Annotated in this window: 17 protein-coding genes and 1 pseudogene; 7 read left to right on the top strand and 11 right to left on the bottom strand. The window is 37.6% G+C overall.

The window, feature by feature from the left end; all coding sequences use genetic code 11:
* Positions 1–20 precede the first annotated feature (20 nt).
* Complete coding sequence (locus tag V6259_RS11925; protein ID WP_341584677.1) at positions 21–659, bottom strand: 2-dehydro-3-deoxy-6-phosphogalactonate aldolase; 639 nt, start codon at positions 657–659, stop codon at positions 21–23.
* Positions 649–1548, bottom strand: a complete 900-nt coding sequence (locus V6259_RS11920; protein WP_341584676.1) for a 2-dehydro-3-deoxygalactonokinase — start codon at positions 1546–1548, stop codon at positions 649–651. The genes V6259_RS11925 and V6259_RS11920 overlap by 11 nt, the downstream gene beginning before the upstream one ends.
* A gap of 674 nt (positions 1549–2222) precedes the next feature.
* On the opposite strand from V6259_RS11920, the gene galE reads away from it, so the two are divergent.
* The 7 genes from galE (at position 2223) to V6259_RS11885 (ending at position 8901) form a co-directional block, all read left to right on the top strand.
* A complete protein-coding gene (gene galE, locus V6259_RS11915) occupies positions 2223–3239 on the top strand; it encodes a UDP-glucose 4-epimerase GalE (RefSeq protein WP_341584675.1) in 1017 nt (338 codons plus the stop codon).
* Between the two features lie 110 nt (positions 3240–3349).
* Complete coding sequence (locus V6259_RS11910; protein ID WP_341584674.1) at positions 3350–4414, top strand: UDP-glucose--hexose-1-phosphate uridylyltransferase; 1065 nt, start codon at positions 3350–3352, stop codon at positions 4412–4414.
* A gap of 83 nt (positions 4415–4497) precedes the next feature.
* A complete protein-coding gene (galK, locus tag V6259_RS11905) occupies positions 4498–5670 on the top strand; it encodes a galactokinase (RefSeq protein WP_341584673.1) in 1173 nt (390 codons plus the stop codon).
* Positions 5670–6737: a galactose-1-epimerase gene (gene galM / locus V6259_RS11900; protein WP_341584672.1), complete on the top strand. Its 1068-nt coding sequence runs from the start codon at positions 5670–5672 to the stop codon at positions 6735–6737. The genes galK and galM overlap by 1 nt, the downstream gene beginning before the upstream one ends.
* A gap of 109 nt (positions 6738–6846) precedes the next feature.
* Positions 6847–8166: an anaerobic sulfatase maturase gene (locus tag V6259_RS11895; protein ID WP_341584671.1), complete on the top strand. Its 1320-nt coding sequence runs from the start codon at positions 6847–6849 to the stop codon at positions 8164–8166.
* Between the two features lie 40 nt (positions 8167–8206).
* Entirely contained in the window at positions 8207–8554 is a 348-nt protein-coding gene (locus tag V6259_RS11890; protein WP_133012082.1) for a YidH family protein, read from the top strand.
* A gap of 2 nt (positions 8555–8556) precedes the next feature.
* Positions 8557–8901 carry a DUF202 domain-containing protein gene (locus V6259_RS11885; protein ID WP_341584670.1) on the top strand — a complete coding sequence of 115 codons (345 nt, stop codon included), beginning with the start codon at positions 8557–8559 and terminating at the stop codon, positions 8899–8901.
* Here V6259_RS11885 and V6259_RS11880 read toward each other — a convergent pair.
* The 9 genes and pseudogenes from V6259_RS11880 to V6259_RS11840 form a co-directional block, all read right to left on the bottom strand.
* Entirely contained in the window at positions 8896–9789 is an 894-nt protein-coding gene (locus tag V6259_RS11880) for a LysR family transcriptional regulator (RefSeq protein ID WP_341584669.1), read from the bottom strand. The two genes, V6259_RS11885 and V6259_RS11880, sit on opposite strands and share 6 nt — an antisense overlap.
* Before the next feature lie 162 nt (positions 9790–9951).
* A complete protein-coding gene (locus V6259_RS11875) occupies positions 9952–11670 on the bottom strand; it encodes a solute:sodium symporter family transporter (protein WP_341584668.1) in 1719 nt (572 codons plus the stop codon).
* An 18-nt stretch (positions 11671–11688) separates the two neighbouring features.
* Positions 11689–13134, bottom strand: coding sequence for a sulfatase-like hydrolase/transferase (locus tag V6259_RS11870; protein WP_341584667.1), 1446 nt, complete (start codon positions 13132–13134; stop codon positions 11689–11691).
* Positions 13135–13841: 707 nt separating this feature from the next.
* Positions 13842–14948, bottom strand: coding sequence for a porin (locus V6259_RS11865; protein ID WP_341584666.1), 1107 nt, complete (start codon positions 14946–14948; stop codon positions 13842–13844).
* A 102-nt stretch (positions 14949–15050) separates the two neighbouring features.
* Positions 15051–16799: a solute:sodium symporter family transporter gene (locus V6259_RS11860; protein WP_341584665.1), complete on the bottom strand. Its 1749-nt coding sequence runs from the start codon at positions 16797–16799 to the stop codon at positions 15051–15053.
* Between the two features lie 81 nt (positions 16800–16880).
* Entirely contained in the window at positions 16881–18344 is a 1464-nt protein-coding gene (locus V6259_RS11855) for a sulfatase-like hydrolase/transferase (protein ID WP_341584664.1), read from the bottom strand.
* A gap of 393 nt (positions 18345–18737) precedes the next feature.
* On the bottom strand, positions 18738–20063 hold the full coding sequence (locus V6259_RS11850; RefSeq protein WP_341584663.1) for an alpha-1,3-galactosidase-related protein: 1326 nt from the start codon (positions 20061–20063) through the stop codon (positions 18738–18740).
* The gene (locus V6259_RS11845; RefSeq protein ID WP_341584662.1) at positions 20029–20517 is read right to left on the bottom strand and encodes a hypothetical protein; all 489 of its coding nucleotides are present in this window, start codon (positions 20515–20517) and stop codon (positions 20029–20031) included. Before V6259_RS11845 ends, V6259_RS11850 begins: the two co-directional genes overlap by 35 nt.
* 257 nt (positions 20518–20774) lie before the next feature.
* Positions 20775–21469: pseudogene (locus V6259_RS11840) on the bottom strand (hypothetical protein); the annotation flags it as partial.

Here is a 21469-nt window from a genome sequence, read left to right as displayed (position 1 = left end):
ACTTGCTTTTGCTGCGTTATTTACTTTTTTAAGCTTGTGTATGTGGCAGCGAATGCTTTTGCATTTGCTCGGATTTCATCGTCGGTCAATCCTGGTTTATAGAGAGAAGCGCCTAAGCCAAATCCTGTTGCGCCTAGATCTGTATAAGGTTTCATGCTCTCAACCGTTGGGTTTATTCCGCCTACAGGAAAGCAATCGACTTCTGGAGGAAGAACAGATTTTAATGCTTTGAATCCATCTAAGCCAAGAACCGATACAGGAAATAGTTTCAGCCCTGTTGCGCCTGCTTCGAGGGCATCAAAGGCTTCTGTCGGTGTGATGACGCCTGGGAAAGTTACGCAGCCAGCGGCAGCAGATAATTTGATTACTTCGGCGTTGTAGTTGGGGGTAACAACCAAATTAGCGCCCGTGGCAATAACAGCTTTTGCTAGTGCAGGCGTAGTGACAGTACCTGCCCCAATTAAGTAATTGTTACCGAAAGTATCGACTAAAAGTTTGATGCTGGTAAGTGCGTCAGGGCTATTTAATGGCACTTCAATCATTGAAAAGCCTTCATCAATTAAGATCTGAGTAACACGGACTACGTCTTTTGTCTCAATTCCTCGGATAATAGCAACAAGAGGAAGGTGTTCGCTTAATTTAAAATCTTTATTTGTCATCGTTTAGCGCCTTTTTAATTTGTAACATACCGTTCAGAAATGCATCATCGCCATTGGCGATAGTGGCTTCAATGCCAAGGAGTTCACACGCTGTTTTATAGCGGCAGCAAAGAGCGTCACCACCGACTAAATAAACGCGATTGCTTGTTAATGCTTTTAGTTCTTCGCCTATTAATAAGCCAGAGAGGTAATCTAAAACGTCACACTCTTTTAAATTACCGAACAATCGATGGGTTCGAGCCGCGAATAATTGGCTGGTTAACGGCTTTTGGCCGCTCTCATTGATGCCCTTTTCAAAGGCTGTAATAGAGGCATGTTGATCAGGAAGACCCATGCCTAAAATAGAGTGCTTTGATAAGATAGAAAACATTTCTCCAGTCATGAATGTGGTGAAACTGGATAGTGCGCTTTCATTGATATACATATGTTTACTATGAGTGCCGGGGAAGACGGCAACGAAGCTCTCTTTATTTTCTAGTGATTGTAAGCCAAATAGCTGAACTTCTTCTCCGCGCATTACATCGTAATGTTTTGGTGTTGATTCATAACTAACGCCAGGCACTATTGTTGCCTGAGCTCCCCATGGGAGTGTGAATTGAACACTTTTTTGGGCTAGATGGCTGATTGATACTGGTGCTTCTGTATAAGGAACGTTGACCCAGCCTTGAGCAGAACCGACCATGCCAGCCATATAAATGGGTAAGTTTTTATACTCATCTAGCCAGTCGTCAAGCACTGTCTGTAATGCTAATGCAAACTCCTTATTGTCTATTTGTAGCAAACCAAGTCGGCGCTCTGTTTTTGTGACAAGGGCACCGTTTTTGTTCATCGCAAATGCACGGAAGTTGGTTGTTCCCCAATCAATAATTAACCAATCAATATTTTTCATTTAATACACCTTATATTGATTGAAAGAGGAGCTGTTTGTCTTGACCTCGTTGCACCGCTCATTTTTTGAGGGAGCACATCAATAATTTTCATAAAAGTTATTTTCAACTAAAGAGCTGACTGAGCGAATTATTAAGGTTTTAGTAGTTGCCAATACTGCTGCCATCTCACAAATACTAAGAAGTAGATTCAGTCAATTAAAAGATAGTATGTTTATAACATATGATGTTTGTTTCTGACAATTTTTATCTTATTTCTCGCTTAATTATCTGCCGATCATTGTGCCTGCAAATTATTACATTCTGACAAGCGGATAGCAGCGTACCCACGATAAGTTAATAGGTTGGATTTTCAAGGGTCACCGCAGGTTTAGCTTTTAAGATCAGCTTCTTTTCTTTATTCAGAGCCGCCGGTATTACAGAAATGAGAGGGGAGAATGGGGTTCTTTTTGGGCAGGGTAACAATCTTATAACTTTCACTAGGATCGCTCAGATCGTAAAAGTATCATATGAAATGTGAAAGGCGCTTTTTGAGTGTTTTTATCTGTAATGGTATCGTTTACAATAAAAGAACATTAAATTTCTTTTTTTATCGATTTTTATCGATAAATCTAGTTTAATACTTCAATTAACGGCATGTAATCGTTTACATGCTTTATAAAGTTTAGAGGTGATTATGAAGGTATTAGTGACAGGCGGTTTGGGTTATATCGGAAGCCATACATGTGTGCAATTGATTGCTGCGGGCCATCAGCCAATTGTCATTGATAATCTATCTAACAGTAAAGAAGAGGTGCTGAGTCGTATTGAGGCATTAGCAGGGTCGCGACCTGCTTTTCATCTTGGTGATGTGCGCGACGAAGCGTTTCTTAATTCTGTATTAGTCGAACATGATGTTCAGGCGGTTATTCATTTTGCTGGTTTAAAATCGGTAGGCGAATCGGTTGCTAAACCGCTTGAATATTATGATAACAACGTAAATGGGTCATTGGTTTTGGCTCGTGCAATGCGTCATGCGGGTGTGAAAAACATCATATTTAGTTCTTCAGCTACTGTGTATGGCGACCCACAAGAAGTGCCTATTACAGAAGATTCACCAACAGGGGCAACAACTAACCCTTACGGCCGTAGTAAGTATATTGTTGAAGAATGCTTTCGTGATTTATTTGCCGCAGAAGATGATTGGAGCATTACCTTGCTACGTTACTTCAATCCAGTAGGTGCCCATTCATCTGGCACCATGGGCGAAGACCCTCAAGGAATTCCGAATAATTTAATGCCTTTTATTGCTCAAGTAGCAGTCGGTCGTCGTGAAAAATTGGCCGTGTTTGGTGATGATTACCCAACGCCAGATGGTACTGGGGTTCGTGACTATGTCCATGTGGTAGATTTAGCCGATGGTCATTTGGCTGCTTTAAATGCGCTGACTAACAAACCTGGACTGCATATTTATAACTTGGGTACGGGTAAAGGCAGTAGTGTATTAGATATGGTAAACGCCTTTTCTACGGCTTGTGGTCATGATATCGCTTATGAAGTGCAACCACGTCGTCCTGGCGATATTGCAGAATGTTGGGCAAGCACTGCCAAAGCTGAGAAAGACCTAGGCTGGAAAGCACATCGAGATGTTGCTGCTATGACCGCGGATACGTGGCGCTGGCAGTCGAAAAATCCTCAAGGCTACCAAGATTAGTCGTCAGAGTAAGCGGTAAAATCCACTGTTTAATGATCTCCTCCAGAATCATCTACATGATGATTCTGGAGGTGTTTAGATTGAGCGTCAGAACAAGAGAGTAGAAAACAATGTCAGAAATAACATTTAATCCCGTTGATCATCCACATCGTCGTTACAACCCATTGACCGGTCAGTGGGTTTTGGTTTCTCCACATCGTGCTAAGCGCCCATGGAGTGGTCAAGACGAGAAAGCGGCCCCAGCCAATGTAAGCTCTTATGAGGCTTCTTGTTTTCTTTGCCCAACAAATACTCGAGTATCAGGCGATGTTAACCCTGACTACAAAGGTACTTATGTTTTTCAGAATGACTTTGCTGCGTTAATGCCGGACTCTCCTGATGCGCCTAAGTCAGACAATCCATTGTTTAAAACTCAAGGTGTTCGTGGGTTAAGTCGAGTCATTTGCTTCTCTCCCGATCATAGTAAAACGCTACCAGAGCTTCCTGTTTCACAAATTCGCAATGTGGTAGACACTTGGAATGATCAGGTAGAAGAGCTAGGTAAAGATTACCTGTGGGTGCAAGTGTTTGAGAACAAAGGTGAGGCGATGGGGTGCTCTCAACCTCATCCTCATGGGCAAGTTTGGGCGAACAGTTTTCTGCCAAATGAAATTGAACGTAAAGATAAAAACCTACGTGATTATTATCAGGAGCATGGTTCTAACTTGTTGGTTGATTACGTACAAGCAGAATTAAAAGACGGTTCTCGTACGGTAGTAGAAACTGAACATTGGATTGCCGTTGTTCCTTATTGGGCGGCTTGGCCATTTGAAACTATGTTGTTGCCTAAAGTTCATGTTCGTCGAATGAGTGAACTAACGGATGCACAGCGTGATGATTTGGCGTTAGCAATGAAAAAGCTTACTAGCCGTTACGACAACTTGTTTCAATGTTCTTTTCCTTACTCTATGGGTTGGCATTATGCGCCATTCTTCGAAAATGACGACGCTATAGAAGACAAAGGGACAGAACATTGGCAATTACATGCGTTGTTTTATCCGCCATTGCTTCGCTCCGCTACGGTTAAGAAATTCATGGTCGGTTACGAAATGTTGGCTGAAAGTCAGCGCGACTTAACGGCAGAGCAAGCCGCTGAACGTCTTCGTGTCTTAAGTGATGTGCATTACAAAGCATAAAATACGAATTTCTTGATTAACACTCTATACCTAGCCTTTTCTGTAGGGAGCGCTAGAAGATAAAAATAAATAGGAAAAAAATTATGACTGATTCTTCAAACCAGCCGATCCAAGTAGTATCCGACACATTTAAGTCTATTTTTGGTCAGGCTGCAGATCATATTATTCAAGCACCAGGTCGAGTTAATTTGATTGGTGAGCATACAGATTATAATGATGGCTTCGTTTTACCTTGCGCTATTGATTATCAAGCAGCAGTAGCGGCAACCGTTCGTGACGACTCGATTGTACGCGTTATAGCGGTTGATTATGATAATCAAGTGAATGAGTTTGATATCTCAAAACCGCTTGAGTTTGATAACGATACTATGTGGGTTAATTACATTCGTGGCGTAATTGATTGCCTTCAGAAACGCGGTTATGAGTTCAATGGTGCGGATATTGTGGTAAGCGGGAACGTTCCACAAGGTGCAGGCTTGAGTTCGTCAGCGGCATTAGAAGTGGTTATTGGGCAAACCTTCAAAACACTGTATAACTTGGATATCTCTCAGCAAGATATTGCATTAAATGGACAGCAGGCAGAGAACCAGTTTGTCGGTTGTAATTGCGGCATTATGGATCAGTTGATTTCAGCAAAAGGGAAGCGTAACCATTCTCTTTTGATTGATTGCAGATCGTTAGAAACAGAAGAAGTTTCTATGCCTGAAAGCATGGCGATTGTGATCATTAACTCGAATAAACAGCGTGGCTTGGTGGGTAGCGAATACAATACCCGTCGTGTTCAGTGTGAAACTGCTGCAGAATTTTTTGGCGTGAAAGCATTGCGAGATGTTGATATCGATATGTTTAACAACCGCAAAGCTGGGTTAGAAGAAGTCGTTGCGAAACGAGCTCGACATGTCATTACAGAGAATGCGCGTACTGTTGAAGCTGCCCATGCCCTTAGAGATGAGGATATGGCGCGTTTGGCAGTATTAATGGAGCAATCGCATACCTCAATGCGAGATGATTTTGAAATCACATGCCCAGAAGTGGATGCTCTTGTGGATATTGTGAAAGGCGTTATTGGCACAAAAGGTGGCGTGCGTATGACTGGTGGTGGTTTTGGCGGGTGTGTTGTCGCGCTTGTTCCACCCGTTCTAGTTGATGCGGTTAAGAGCGCTGTTGAAGAGCAGTATCAAGCAATAAGTGGCTTAAAAGAAACCATTTATATTTGTAATGCTACTGACGGTGCAGGCTCTGTGGAGTTGGCGTAATGAGTTTATACCCTGCAAGCGTTCAATTGTTACACAGCAATATGAATGATGTTGCTAAAGATGGGAAGCCAGCTAAGCTGGTGACCCTAAAAAACAGTGCAGGAATAACGGCGACGTTTATGGACATAGGTGCAACTTGGTTAAGTTGCACCTTGCCATTAGTAAATGAGCATAGAGAAGTGTTGCTTGGTATTGATACAATGGAAGGTTTTTATCAGCAAACAGGTTATTTAGGTGCGACGGTAGGGCGCTTTGCGAACCGTATTAAGAACGCACAGTTTGTATTGAATGGTAAAAACTTTTCGATCTCAAAAAATCAGGGCGATCACTGTTTACATGGCGGTGTCGAGGGCTTCAATTCTCGTCGTTGGGAAGTGCTTGAGCTTTCTGACCAGCATGTAGTGTATGGGCTGTGTTCTCCGGATGGCGATCAAGGTTTTCCTGGCAAACTGGATGTGACTGTTTGCTACCGTTTATCGCAGGTTAATGGCGTTGAAATTTCTTATCATGCTCACTGTGATCAAGATTGTCCTGTCAATCTGACTAACCATGCTTACTTTAATCTACAAGGTGAGAGTGACTTAATGGATTGTCGAGATCATTTGTTGGTTATCAACGCAGATAAATATTTACCAACGAATGATTCAGGGGTGCCTATTTCAGATGCTGTCTCTGTCGATGGTACAGGTTTTGATTTCCAAACAAAGAAAACCATTCGCCAAGACTTTTTAAAAGACGATCATCAGAAAAGTGTAGGAGGTTATGATCACTCATATCTATTTCCTGCTGGTGGTGCGCCTATTGTCAGTACCGTCCAGTCACCTGATGAAAAAGTAACGATGAAAGTAATGACAACGATGCCTGCAGGGCAGTTGTATACTGGAAATTTTCTAAAGGATTGTCCGAAACGTGGTGGTAAACATTATACTAACTACGCGGGCTTTGCGTTTGAAACGCAATTTCTGCCGGACTCTCCAAATCATCCAGAATGGTCCATGAGCGATAGTATTTTAAAAGCCGGCGATGACTATCGCCATCAGACGACATATCAGTTTGAACTAAGCTGACTTATCGATTAATAAATATAAGAAATGTGTTGTAGCCAGTTGTTGCGTCGTGACAATGTCACTGTTGCGATAATTGGCTGAATAAATTGAATGTACCTAAGGTGTTTGTATGACTCAATCTACTGTAGCTGGCTGCCATGTAATGGCAAAACCAAGTAGCTCTATTTGCAATCTAGATTGCACTTATTGCTTTTATCTAGAGAAAGAAAAACTGTACCCAGAGCAGAATAAAAACTGGAGAATGACGGAAGACACTCTAGAGCGGTACATTCAACAACATATTGAAGCTCAAATGGGCTTAGAAGTGCAATTTGCTTGGCAAGGTGGTGAGCCCACTTTAATGGGTGTCGACTTTTACCGAAAAGTGGTTGCCTTGTGCGCGAAATATGCCGGCAATAAACGGATTAGTCATGCATTTCAAACTAATGCTATCTTGTTAAACGATGAGTGGTGTGAGTTATTTAAGGCAAATAATTTCTTGATTGGTGTTTCCATCGATGGACCTCAAGACTTGCATGATGCTTACCGTGTGACACGGACGAATAAATCTACACATGCCAAGGTAATGAAAGGCATTGAGTACCTTAAAAAACATCGTATAGAGTTCAACACATTGACGGTCATTCATGACCTTAATGCACAGCACCCTGAACGAGTGTATGAGTTCTTAAAGCAAATTGGCTCCACATATCTCCAGTTTATTCCTTTAGTAGAAAGGGAAGCGGTGAATACCACTGAAGACACTCAAGCATTGACCTTGGTGCTCCCTGATGAAATTGAAGCAAATGTAACTTCATGGTCAGTGCCTTCTAAGCGTTATGGTGATTTTTTAAACGGTGTTTTTGATGTATGGGTGAAAGCCGATGTAGGACGTATTTTTGTGAATATGTTCGACTCAACATTAGCCACGTGGTGCGGTCATTCATCAGGTTCTTGTATTACCTCAGAAACTTGTGGTCATGCATTTGCCTTAGAATCAAATGGCGATTTATATCAGTGCGATCATTTTGTCTACCCTGAACATTTATTAGGTAACATTCATGAGATTAGCATCAAAGAAATGAACAATAGTCCGGCTGCTAAGAAATTTGGTCAAGACAAAGCCAAAACGCTTAATGATGACTGTTTAAAGTGTGAATATAAATTTGCTTGTCATGGTGGATGCCCCAAACACCGATTTTCCGTGTCCCGAAGTGGTTTCTTAAACCATAATTATTTTTGCTCAGGTTACACTAATTTTTTCAAACATACTGAGCCTTATATGAGATTGATGGCGGCTTTGATCAATAATAAACAGTCTCCAGCTAATATAATGGCGATTATTCAACAGCAACCTAAATTACTTTATTCTATGTTTAAGGTGTCAAAAAATAGCCAATGCCCTTGTGGTAGCGGTGAAAAATTTAAGCGCTGTTGTTTTGCTGGTTAATTCAGATATTAGATAATAAGTTATATGAAGGAAATATAATATGTGGCGTAAAACAGGAAAAGCTCCTGACTATCGATTTACACTTGCAAATGAGCGTACTTTTTTAGCATGGATTCGCACGGCTTTGGCTTTTTTAGCGGCATCAATTGGTATTGATCAATTAGCCCCTAATATTGCGCCTGAATTATATCGAGAAATTTTAGTCCTTGTATTAAGCTTGTTTTCAGCGGTTCTGTCGTTTTATGCCTATCGTCGCTGGTCTGACAATGAAAAGGCCATGCGACAGGATGCTGAGCTAAAATATACACGCGTTTTGGCTGTTATTAGCTTTGTGATGATTGCCGTGATTATTTTTATCGTATATTTGATGCTTTACTATAGGACATAGTGATGACAGTAAAGCGTGTCTCTGACGGTGGTTTACAGCCGCAAAGAACATCCTTATCTTGGTCTAGAACCATTTTTGTATTATTAATTAATGTTCTAGTGGTTATTAGGGTAGGGTATAGCAATCAGAATGCTGCGGTTTTATATGCAGGTATAACTTTGGCAGTATTAACGTTTATTTTTTATATTGTCTATGTCTATCGTACTGCAGGATTTGAGTTTGAAGGTGAGTTAACGACTAAAAGTGCAATCTGGGTTAAGCGACTTCTTAGCGCAATTTTATGTATTGCAGCGCTGTTGATTTTTCTATCTAGTATGACAAATTTAATCCAAAGCTATATATTATAGAGGACGTAATTTTTTTTCTAACATAGTCAAAAATTCATTTACCAATACACTTCTGCTATGTTTAGGTTTAGTCCAAGCGCCTAAGTGGAAATGCCAAATAGGTTCGGATAAATCTAGTGCAACGAGTGAGTCGTCATTCAGTTGTTTAAATAATTGATCAGAAATACATAATAAGGCATCGGTGTTTTTTACCGTCTCTAATGCCATATCAAGAAATTCAGTTTCTAAAATATACCTAACTCGACTCCCTCCTTCACGCTCTAATAAATTATTAATGTGATTTAATATATTGGATGATGATTGAAATGCAATCCATGGAAAATTAGATAAAGAACTAATCTGATGGGTTTTGTTGATATTTAATGGATGTTTTTTCCGGCTAAGGACAGTTAAATGACTGTCAATAATAGGGGTAAATGCCAATCCATTATTTTTTGATAAGTCTTGCCCATTTTCCCCGCCAAAAGCTAAATCAAGATTGTCATCAAATAATGGTAACATTAATTCGCTAATAGGAGCTGATTTAATGGAAATATCAACATTTGGAAAGCGTTCTAAAAAAAAAGGTAATATAGAAGTAATTGGTTTTTGCCAAGCTGGACCAGCTCCAATCTTTAAGGTTTGACGATCATAATGTAGAGTATTAATGTCACGCTCAATCGCTTGCATTTCAAATTCTATTTTTTGAGCTCTCATGTAAACGATTTCCCCTTCAGGAGTTAATCGGATACCTCTAGGGTGTCTTTTTACGAGAGTAACCCCTAATTTGTTTTCTAGGGATCGTATGCTCTTACTAAGGGCTGGCTGACTGATGCCTAATTCAATACTAGCTTGACTAATTGACATATGGTCTGCCGCTTTAGTGAAGTGTATTAGGGTTTTATTCATGACATTGCCTTTTGAAGAATTCAGTAAATAGTAGGATTAAATATCTTTATCATATCTTAGTATGAAATAAAAATAATGTCGAACACGTATGTATTCGACATTATTATATTACTTACTCTGTCTAGCTAGAATATATCTTTATAAACTAACTTCTTTGCTTGATTAAAGAGATTGTATTTTCTTATCAAATGAATTTGAAACTTTCTTGACTATAAAGTTCAATGCAAAGATAGCAACTAACCCAGCTATTAAAATCTTAGTAAGATTGCCTGGAATTTCTTCCCAAGGTGCTACTATGCCTATTGGTGATGCTATAGCATAGGTAACAACCATAAGCACGATAGTTACGATACTCCCTAAGCGCAAATATTTCCAGTTCTCAATATTAACAGGGGAGTGTTCCTCTTCTTTTGCTTTATCTTCAGCTGGGTACATGTGAGTAAGTACGATTGAAACAGCTAAACCAGCAGCAAAGTAAATAGCTGTTTTATGTAGGAAGTTCAAATCCCAACCAGTATAGCCAAATTTAAAGAACAGATAGAGGACCATATAAGTAACCATACCTGGAATCGTCGATTTCGCTGATGCTTTTTTCCAGAACATGCCCACAACGACCATTAACAAAATAGGAACGGTAAATAAGGCGTTAAATTCCTGCATAAACATGTAAAGCCCTTGAGGTGCATTTTTAATATAAGGTGCGCAGATAGCCGCAAAAATGGCTAATCCAGTACCAAATATCTTCCCAGCTTTAATGTCTTGAATGCTAGAAATATTTCCACCTTTAAGTGGTTTGTAAATGTTGACAGCAAAGATTGTTGAGCATGAGTTAATGGTCGAATTAAAAGTAGAAATTATTGCTCCGAACAATATGGCACCGAAAAAACCAACAAGCGAAGCAGGCAATAATCGATTAACCAATAAAGGATAAGCTTCATCAGCCTTGATTCCTTCACTGCCATAAAGGTGGTAAGCAATAATGCCAGGGACGATCAATATTAAAATACTGACAATTTTGATCACGCCAGCAAACAGTACGCCTTTTTGCCCTTCAGCAACACTTTTGGCGCCAAAAGCTCGTTGAATAATGACCTGGTTGGTACAGGAGAAGTAGATATTAATCAGTAGCATGCCGGTGAAAATAGCTGCGAACGGTACGTTAACCTTAGGAGAGCTTACCGCATTAAGCATTTGTGGGTCTTTTGTGATTAAGGTTTTTACACCGGCAAAGCTGTCACCATCACCTAGTGCGTGCAAACCTAGGAATAGAATGAGAATACTACCGATAAAGAAACCAATACCATTTACAGTATCTGAGATAACAACGGCTTTAAGACCACCGAAGATGGCATAGATGCTACCAACAACAGCAATGAATATAATTGAGACAATGAGTGCTGAGTTTTCAGAAATATTAAACAGAGAGGCCACATCAAATATTCGACTTAACCCTAACGCACCAGCATATAAAACTGTTGGTAGTGCAACCGCGGCCATATTGATGAGGATAACCCAAGCAATGAAGTTTCGTGCAACAGGTCCAAACCTTTGTTCGATATAGTCAGGTATTGTAGTAATACCCTTTTTAAGGAAAAAAGGAAGGAAGACACAGGCAAGTAAAACAAAGCCTAGAGCGGATGTCACAGCCCACCCCATATTAGATAGACCAACGCTGTAACCTTGACCGTTTAAGCCAATTAACTGCTCAGCAGACCAGTTAGTTAAAAGAATTGAGAAACCAATCGATATTCCGGTTAGGCTTCGACCACCTAAGAAATAACCATCGTTGCTATTTAGATCTTCTTTTTTCGTCGCAATATACGAAATAATAGCAACGAGTAAGGTAAAGCCAATAAAGCTTAATAAAGTCCAAGTATTCATAGTAAAACCTCTTTATTTTTATAGTATTGCTGGGCCAAATTTAGCTAATCCAACTAATATGTATGGATTAATAATAGTGTCATTTGTTTCCTTTGCGAACTTCCATAGTTCCTTATAAAGTGTCTCGATAATAGGTAAAGAGGATTCTTCATCTATTAAGTTATTCAATTCATTAGGGTCATTCTTTAAATCGTACAACTCATCATTATCAAAGGTGTTAAATACAAGCTTCCATTCTTTATTAAAAACAGACCGTTGGATGCCATAAATTTCATTACCATTCGTTTGTGTGTGTAAGAATGGGTGTAAGGGCTGCTTCTGTTGGTTATAAAAGTAGGGAAGTAAGCTTTTTCCAACAATTGGTTGAGTCATTTTGCAGTCAACAATGTCGAGAAGTGTTGGTGCGATATCAGCTAAAGAAATGAGATCGGTTATGGTTCTTCCTGGATCACTGATCCCATTTGGCCAGTGTGCGATAGTTGGGATGTGGTAAGCCCCTTTATAAGCAGGCAGCCCTTTACACCATAAACCGTGCTCACCATTGTAATCCCCATGATCACTTACCAATAAAATAAGTGTGTCATCGAAATTGTCATGACATTTAAGTTCATCTATTACTAAGCCAATCAAGTGATCTTCATAAGTACAGAAGGCCCAATAATGTTTAATGGCTTGTTTCTTTTCATCAATGGAAAGTTGGTCAAAAAGTGTTTTAATTTTTTTATTATAAACAGGCTTTTTATCCATAGAATCATAATGAATATCAGAAAGCTCTACTTCAACATTCTCGTACAGATCTAAAAACGCTTGTGGAACAAAGTATGGATCATGTGGGCCGAGTGTCCCTATATACATCATCCAAGGCGTGTCTGATTCGCGTAACGTCTTCAGTTTTACCAAAGCAGAATCGACAACATCTTCATCATTAAAAGGATTTTCCGTTACGCCATAATGAATGTAGTTAGGGTAACCAGGTCTTAGGATTTCACCTTCATATCTGTCGCGAGACTCGGTAGGAATATTTTTATATATTTCCCAGCTTGGAGACATTGATCTATTCGTTGGATCATTTTTAGATTCTTTATTACAGGTGACATAAAGCTCTTCAAAACCATGATCCTCAGGTCCAGTGTCATAACAAACGTGCCATTTCCCTGCAAAAAATTGTTGATAGCCCTGTTTTTTTAGTTGGTGACTAAATAATTCGGTTTCAGGGTTAAGGCGTCTTGATAACGTGTTTTGAACACACACATTGTTCCAAACACCGTGTTGAGTTGGGTATTGACCTGTAAAGAAAGAGGCTCGTGATGGGCAACAGTGAGGGGCAGGGCAATAGCTTTCGGTAAAAGCCAATCCATCTTGCATTAATTTGCGTGTGTTAGGCATTAATATTCTAGCATCGTAAACAGAGTCTCCTCGCTGCTGATCTGTCATAAAAACTAAAACATTAGGATTTTTTTGCATGAGTCTTCCTGTTTATAATGAAGGTATTATAATTATTATTAATAGATATAAAGGGATTATGCATTGAGTTTTCATGTTTGTATATTAAAAGAGAAATGTTTATTTTGTTAAGTTTTATTAATTCCTATTGATATAACATATTGGTCTCATGGGTATTCCAAAAGGTTATGTCTCAGTAGGTTTTTATTTAATGATATAAAAGTAATTTAGGATATCATGAGTGAGCTTTAAAGTTCATCAATTTACTAAGATTTTATTTTTAAATTATGCGCCATGAAAGTAGATGAAATAATTATTTTTTATATTTTAAGGGGGAGGTGGAGAGTATAAAAATAAGCTTTTTTATGAAAAATCTAGCTTATCTATCTTTTTTAATTGAGCGAATTGTATAATGATTTATTTGTTAATTTTATTTATGCTCTAGAAAATTGAATGGTTATTTGTTTTTGGCTATCTTGTTTTGAACTATGTTTTTTAAGTTGTAGATTCGAACTATTAGGTAAATGGTCAGTTGAATATAGATTCTCATTTTTATCTGTCATCGAAGAAAAATCTGATGAATATTATATTCAACTGAGCGTATTTCTTTACCTGTTTAAGTTGAGTGTAGATCTATGATGTGAGTGCAATATTGATCGAATAATATAAATTGAGGGGAAATAATATCTATATTTCTAACTTTGAATTATATTCCTCTATCAATTATTCTAAAAATTGTATTGGCCTGTTAGCGCTATTTCATTTTTAGCATATCCAAGAGTGCTATCATCAAAATTATCCTCTGGTTTTAAGTCACCGTTGTTATGACGATATTCAAGCCAAACCTTAGTGAGCGGTGTGACAAAATATTGAACGCCTAATTTATAAGACTTAATAGGTGTGTAACCAATGCTAGAAATTTCACTACCATTGCGGTGTTGAATGCCATAACCGGTATAGAGTTTGTATTGATCTATTTGGTAAGAAGCGACTAAGTTATAAGTATTAATGTACAGTAAGTTTTTAGAGGCTTCGCCAGTATTAGTTTTTGAACCTATGTAAATAAAACTCATGTATAAAGCGTTTAAGTTGTAATCAGCTCCTGCTCCATAGGTATCAATTTTCCCATCAGAATTTTTTGCAAATGAAGAGTAGCCATAGTTCTGGCGAGCGTAAGCTGCATGCAAATTTAGCCCTAAATTTGTATGATAGATAGCAGCTATTGCATAAGCGTTATCCTGAACAGTTTCAGGAGTTGTACTTGGCGCAAATAAATCTATACCTCCTTTGTCTAAGCCATCAGAATTCCGGAATTGATAGCTGGTCATAATATCTAGATTGCCAATATTGTTGGAGTAAACAACCTGACTTGGCTGGAAGGTCTTTCCATATATTCCTTTCATAGTCCCTTTTCCCCATTCATCAAAGATATCTACGGCGTGAATGAGACTGGTATAAATAAGGTCATGGTGCTGTCCAATAGTCAGGGTGCCACCTTTGCCGAAATCAGCACCTACATAGACTTTACGAGGGAAAAATTTATTCCCGTCACTACTCTGACCAGCAACTTGCCATTCGCCTTTAGTAAACAAGGTAACATCATTATTGACATGTTTCTGCCCTTGAATACCAAGTAATGCAGTGGTTGTGAGATCACCTTGCTTGCTATTGCCTACAGCAGTGCCTTTAGTACCGTGGCCCGCATCAGTCAGGTCAGCACGTACATGGCCATACAAATTTAGATTGGAGCCATTTGATGTTTGAAAAAGTGTAGCAGCATGTGCGGATGTCATTATGATCGATGGGATAGCAAAAGTTAGAATTATTTTCTTCATTACATTAGACCTTATTATTTTTATGTCAAAAAACTCACTACTTGAAAACAAACTCTAGAATAACTAGAGTTTTAGATATTCATTAATTTTAAATATAAGCGTTTAGCATTGCTCTACTGGATCTAGTTGCATATTAACTTTTCTTTTAGCCTGTATTTTATTCATAAAAGTTTTGACAACAATATTTAGAATAAAAATAGATATTATAGAGGTGGCTAGAATGATAAGTACATTACGACTTATATTATCAGGATTTGTTACAACACCAATCGATGATGCAAGAGCATAAGCGGCAACCATCATCACAGATACAATGACGCATCCTAAACGTATGTGCTTCCAGTGTGTGATATCTACTGTGTCTAGTTTTGGCAGTAACTTTTTGTTTGATAAATCTGGATTTTTCAATGTCATCAACCAAGTAATAATAAGACTAATAGCAAACATAATTGCTGCTTGGTGTAGGAAGTTTAATTTCCAGTGAGTAAAATAAGTAAAGTATAACGACAATGCAATATAAACACTTGCCCCAGTGATGGTAGATTTAGCTGTTGCTCGTTTGGAAACCATGCCAACTAATACAATAAATAGTACAGGTAGGTGCAGGGCGGCGTTAAACTTATGTACAAATATATACACACCAGAATGATCTAAATATTGAATAAATGGTGCCGCACAAGCTGCAAAAACCGCTATTGCAAAACCAAATTTTTTCCCTGCATTGATGCATTTAATATCTTCAACATAATTCCCGAGTAGTGGCTTGTAAATATTTAGAGCAAAGATTGTGGAGCATGTATTGATGATAGAATTAAACGTTGAAATTACAGCACCAAATAAAACTGCGCCAAAAATTCCAACCATGTAGTTTGGCATTAAACGATGAATCAATATAGGGTAAGCTTGGTCAGGATTGATCCCTTCATTACCGTAAAGATGGAAAGCAATAACTCCTGGTATTAATAATATACCAACACTTAAGATCTTGATTACCGCAGCCATGAGGACACCTTTTTGTCCTTCAGCCAAATTCTTTGCCCCTAATGCGCGCTGTATTATCAGCTGGTTAGCACAAGCAAAATAAACATTCATCAAAATCATACCTGTGAATAAGGTAGAAAAAGGAACAGTAGCTTTAACTGGTGTAACTGCATTAAGCATCTGAGGATGAACTGTTAAGAGCTTGTGTATGCCTGATAAGATGTGACCATCACCTAATGCATTCAAGCCTAAAATAAGAACTAAAATACTGCCAAAGAAAAAGCCAATTCCATTGATTGTGTCAGAAATGACAACAGCTTTGAGTCCACCAAATATGGCATAGGTACTACCTATTATTACAATAAAAACAATAGTTCCGGTTAATGCAACATTATATGAAATATCTAGGAGACCAGTTATATTAAAAAGCTTAGTCAGCGCCAGAGCGCCAGTGTATAGAACAGCTGGAAGTAGCATCACTACCAGGCCGACAAGAATGCAAAAAGCCATGAAGTTACGTGCAGTACTGCCAAACCTTTCTTCAACTAGTTCTGGTAGCGTCGTTATTCCACGACTTAAAAAATAGGGTAGAAAAATAGTGGCCATGATAATTAAGCCAATACCACTTGTTACTGCCCATCCCATGCTTGAAAGACCAACAGCAAACCCTTGACCATTAAGTCCAATTAACTGTTCTGCTGACCAATTTGTTAATAATATTGACGTACCAATTTGTATGCCTGTTAAGCCGCGTCCGCCCAGAAAATAACCACGAGATGTTGTTAAATCTCCTTCCTTTGTGATTTTCCAAGAAATAAAAGCAACCAGTGCGGTACATGCTATAAATGAAAGTATTGCCCAAGAGTTCATATTATTATTATCCTGTCTTATTCTTACCAATAGAATTAGATTTATACAAAGTTTTTAGATTATTGGATTGAAATCTTATTTTTATTTGTATGCGTAGGCGGGGCCATATTCAGCAAGTCCCACCATAATGTATGGGTTTAAGCATTTATCTTTAACAGATTCTGCAAAAGTCCAGAGCTCTGTATATAAAGATTTTTTAATTTCATCATATTTTTTATCACTTGCTAGATTGATTAATTCATCAGGATCTTTTTCCAAATTGTAAAGTTCATCATGATCAAACGAGTTGTAAACAAGTTTCCATTTTTCATTAAATACGGCTCTTTGTATTCCGTATATTTCATTACCATTGGTTTGGGTGAATGAATATTCTCGCCAGTTATCTGGAGTTTTATCATTTAGGAATAGCAACAAACTTTTTCCAGTAAGGTTTGATGATTCTTCACCGATAATGTCTAAGAAAGTGGGGGCGAAATCTGCTAGAGATACTGGTTCATCAATTGTGCGGTTTGGATTTTTAATACCATTTTTCCAGCTGATAACCGCAGGAATATGATAGGCGCCTTTAAATGCCGGTAAGCCTTTGCACCAAAGGCCATGTTCACCATTATAATCGCCATGGTCACTGGTAAATAAAATGAGTGTGTCATCATAATCATTTCGTTTTTTTAGTACATCCAGGGTTAAGCCAAACAAATAGTCTTCATAAGTACAAAATGCCATGTAATGACGTATGGCTTCTTTCTTTTCATCTATTGTTAATTGGTTGAATGCTTTTTGAGTTCTTTGATACAAATTTGGCTTGTCAAGAAGGTTATCAAAATGAATATCTGTAAGCTCTATGTCTAGATCTTTATACATATCTAGAAATCTTTGGGGTACAAAGTAAGGATCATGTGGGCCAAGTGTTCCAACGTAGTAAGCCCAAGGTTCGCCATTATCAGGGATCTCATTCAATTTATCTATTGTAGTATTTACTACCTTAAGGTCATTAAATGGGTCTTCTTTAATACCATAATGATTGAAGTTCGGGTATCCCGCTCTTTTTATTTGTCCTGCATTTCGAGGAGTACTATCATTTTCATCTCTTGTTTTTGCAAGTTCTCTATAAACATTCCACCCAGCGCTCATATGGGCTGTTGCTTTACTTGGCTTTGAATATTTATTAGAGGTAACAAACGCTTCTTTAAATCCATGATCTTCAGGACCTGTTTCACGGCTGACATGCCATTTTCCTGAAAACCACATTTCGTAACCTTGTTTTGCAAAACTTTCAGAAAATAGTTCAGTTCCTGCCGTTAGCCTATCGGACAATGTATTTTGCACCCAAACATTGTTCCATACTCCATGTTCTGAAGGGTACTTACCTGTGAAAAAGGTGGCTCGTGACGGACAGCAGTGAGGAGATGGGCAATGAGTGTTGGCGAAATGTAAGCCATCTTTCATAAGGGATCGAATGTTAGGCATACTAATGAGGGGGTTGGTGAGTGTGTCCCCTCTTTGCTGATCTGTCATAAAAATAAATATGTTAGGTTTATTCAGCATGAGATTTTCCTATAAAGATTAAATCTATTTTTTTAATTATATTATCTTGAAAAATTAATTATGCAGTACTGTTTTATGTTTGTATACCATGTTTTTAATAATATTTCGTAAAATTTTCATGGATATAAGGTATTAGTTGTGTGGATAGAACTAAAAGTTATGCCTATTGTTTTTTTCAATGGTGGTTGGTTTTTATAATAGGTAATTGAATTATTTTGTTCAGAGTTTGATTCTGAATTGGTTTGTTTTTCATTGGTAAAAAATATCTCTTACAGTTTTTTTAAGGATAAGGTTTTAAGAAGGGCGTGTAATGAGATCTGCATGTTATTAAACAGTATAAAATAGAGATAGTAACTGAATGTCTCTATTTTATACTGTTTGGTGATGAGTTGATTAAATTAAATTAAAATCAATGTTATTTTTATTGATTAAGTTGTTGGTTTTTTCTCTTTTAATTAATCGTGGCGTTATAAAGTTAACCGATTGGTTGTTTTTAATATAGGAGCTGTTAACAGAAATTAGATTTATTGTAGGGAATTCGCTGATAGTCTCTGAAGTGGTTGACGTCGATGTGATGCTATTATTTTCAATTGTTAAGCTATCCACGGAGCTTGAGTACGCAAGCAGTCCATTAAGGCTATTAATTTTGTTATCTATAAATGATATGTGTCCATGATATGGCTTTATACCGTGTTTCTGATTTTCTGTTAACTTTACTAATACATAAAGAGGATATGCATTTATGTCTGAAAATCCTACTTGATCAAATACATTGTTGCGTATGATGACATCTTGAGTGCCGCTTGATTCATACCAAAAGTCATTGTCTCCAACTAAAAGAACATTGTGCATTTGATTATTTAAATAATTATCAGTTATTTCAACCTTCCCTTTGGTTGTTGTTAAAACTCCACGGGCTCTATTTTTTTCTATGGTATTATTTTTGAAGATGACATTAGGTTGCCAGGTTAAATTTTCTAATGTCATCTCGAATGATGGCAACTCTTCTGGTATTTCAGTAAAGCTTATCAAAAAGACCTTACTATTAATCGCTTTTACTTCTTTGACTGTCGTTTCAAAAAAAGAAGAGATGGTCTCTTTTTTGGTGAAGGCTACCTTGTCTCCTGGGTCTGCAAACACTATCCCTTCTTGTTGAAAATGGCTTATAGATGCTAAAAACGTATTATGACCAATATAAGAATCAATATTTACATAAGCGCCATGGACATTAATTCCATCATCAAGCATGTGATCTAGTTGGCAGTTTTCAACAATAATCTCGCCCTTACAATTCATAAAGTGAGTTGCATCTGCTCGTGTTGATACAATGCGGTCATGTGAAGGGGTGACGCTATAGTGAGAAACTTTAATATTTTCTGTCCGTTCGACAATAAGAGACATGCCGCCAGCGGTATGGATGGTAATATTTTCTAAAATAATATTTTTACAATCAATAATATGTATCCCAGGAGTGTTTCTGTTTAATGACATCTCGCCATAAGTAACCCATATTCCTCCTACAGGAATGGGTTGTACATTTTCTCCAAGTTGTGAAAATTCTACCAGATTATTGCCGAGATCAACGGCGTGAGGGTAGCTGGTTGTCTCGTAAGCGTACGCGTTAAAAATAGGGGCAGTGGTGTTCTTATCAAATACGATGTTTTCTCCAACTTGATGCCATTGGTCAAATCGTTTGAACAGAATGTGTTTTTTTTTCAATTTTATAACAATCGAGTTCGGTGTTTATTTTTACAGTAAAGCTTTTTTTATTTAAATCAGATGATACAACTTCCAATTCGGAATGAAATGGTAAAATGAAGTCCACGCTAAGGTTTTTAAGCGTTACATTGCTAGAGTCTTCAATTGCAAATGGGATGACTTCATCATAAAAAATAAATAATGAGCCATTTCCATCGATTGTAAGCCCATCCATATTTTTCATTAAAAATGCAATTCGCTTTAGGCTGTTATCATGGTTTGCAATGTTTTTATAGCTTTCGAATGCATACTTTCTTGAGATCTTATATACGCCTTTAGGAAAGCTTAGGGTTACATTATCCATGCCTTCGATTGATATCAATATTTCACTCAGCTTTAGAGTTATATCTGTATTAGTTGATATTCCATAAGAGGATAAGTCTATATTTTTTTGTTTTATATTTTTTAGGTTCATTGAGTAATCCTGCTTTATATTTTTGAATAAATTAGTATTATTTGTATATGAATTGGTTTGATGTGAATTGCTTTTATCTACGTTTTCAAGGTGTTATCGACATGGATAGAAGCAAAAGTTATGCCTATTGTTTTTTTATAGTTTGTAAGTATAGGATTTTAGTCAGGGATTGTGGCGAAGTTTATATGTTATTAAACAGTATAAAATAGAGATGGTAACTGTATATCTTTATTTTATACTGTTTGGTGATGAGTTGATTAAATTAAATTAAAACCAATATTGCTTTCATGGATCAAGTTGTTAACTTTTTCTCTTTTAATTAATCGTGGCGTTATAAAGTTAACCGATTGATTGTTTTTAATAGAGGCGCTGTTAACAGAAATCAGATTTATCGTAGGAGATTCGCTGATAGTCTCTGAAGTGGTTGAGGTCGATGTGATGCTATTATTTTCAATTGTTAAGCTATCCACGGAGCTTGAGTGCGCAAGCAGTCCATTAAGGCTATTAATTTTGTTATCTATAAATGAGATGTGTCCATGATATGGTTTTATACCGTGTTTCTGATTTTCTGTTAACTTCACTAATGCATACAAAGGATAAGCGTTTATGTCTGAAAATCCTACTTGATCAAATACATTGTTACGGATAGTGACATCTTTAGTGCCGCTTGATTCATACCAAAAGTCATTATCTCCAACTAAAAGAACACTGTGCATTTGATTATTAAAATAGTTATCTGTGATTTCAACCTTCCCTTTGGTTGTTGTTAAAGCGCCACGGGCTCTATTTTTTTCAATGGTGTTGTTTTTGAAGATAACATTAGGCTGCCAGGTTAAATTTTCTAATGTCATCTCGAATGATGGCAACTCTTCTGGTATTTCAGTAAAGCTTATCAAAAAGACCTTACTATTAATCGCTTTTACTTCTTTGACTGTCGTTTCAAAAAAAGAAG

Source organism: Marinomonas sp. TI.3.20, from assembly GCF_038155025.1.
GTDB classification, from domain to species: domain Bacteria; phylum Pseudomonadota; class Gammaproteobacteria; order Pseudomonadales; family Marinomonadaceae; genus Marinomonas; species Marinomonas flavescens.
Note: the sequence above shows the minus strand (reverse complement) of the source record. Positions and strands in the feature narration are given on the sequence as shown.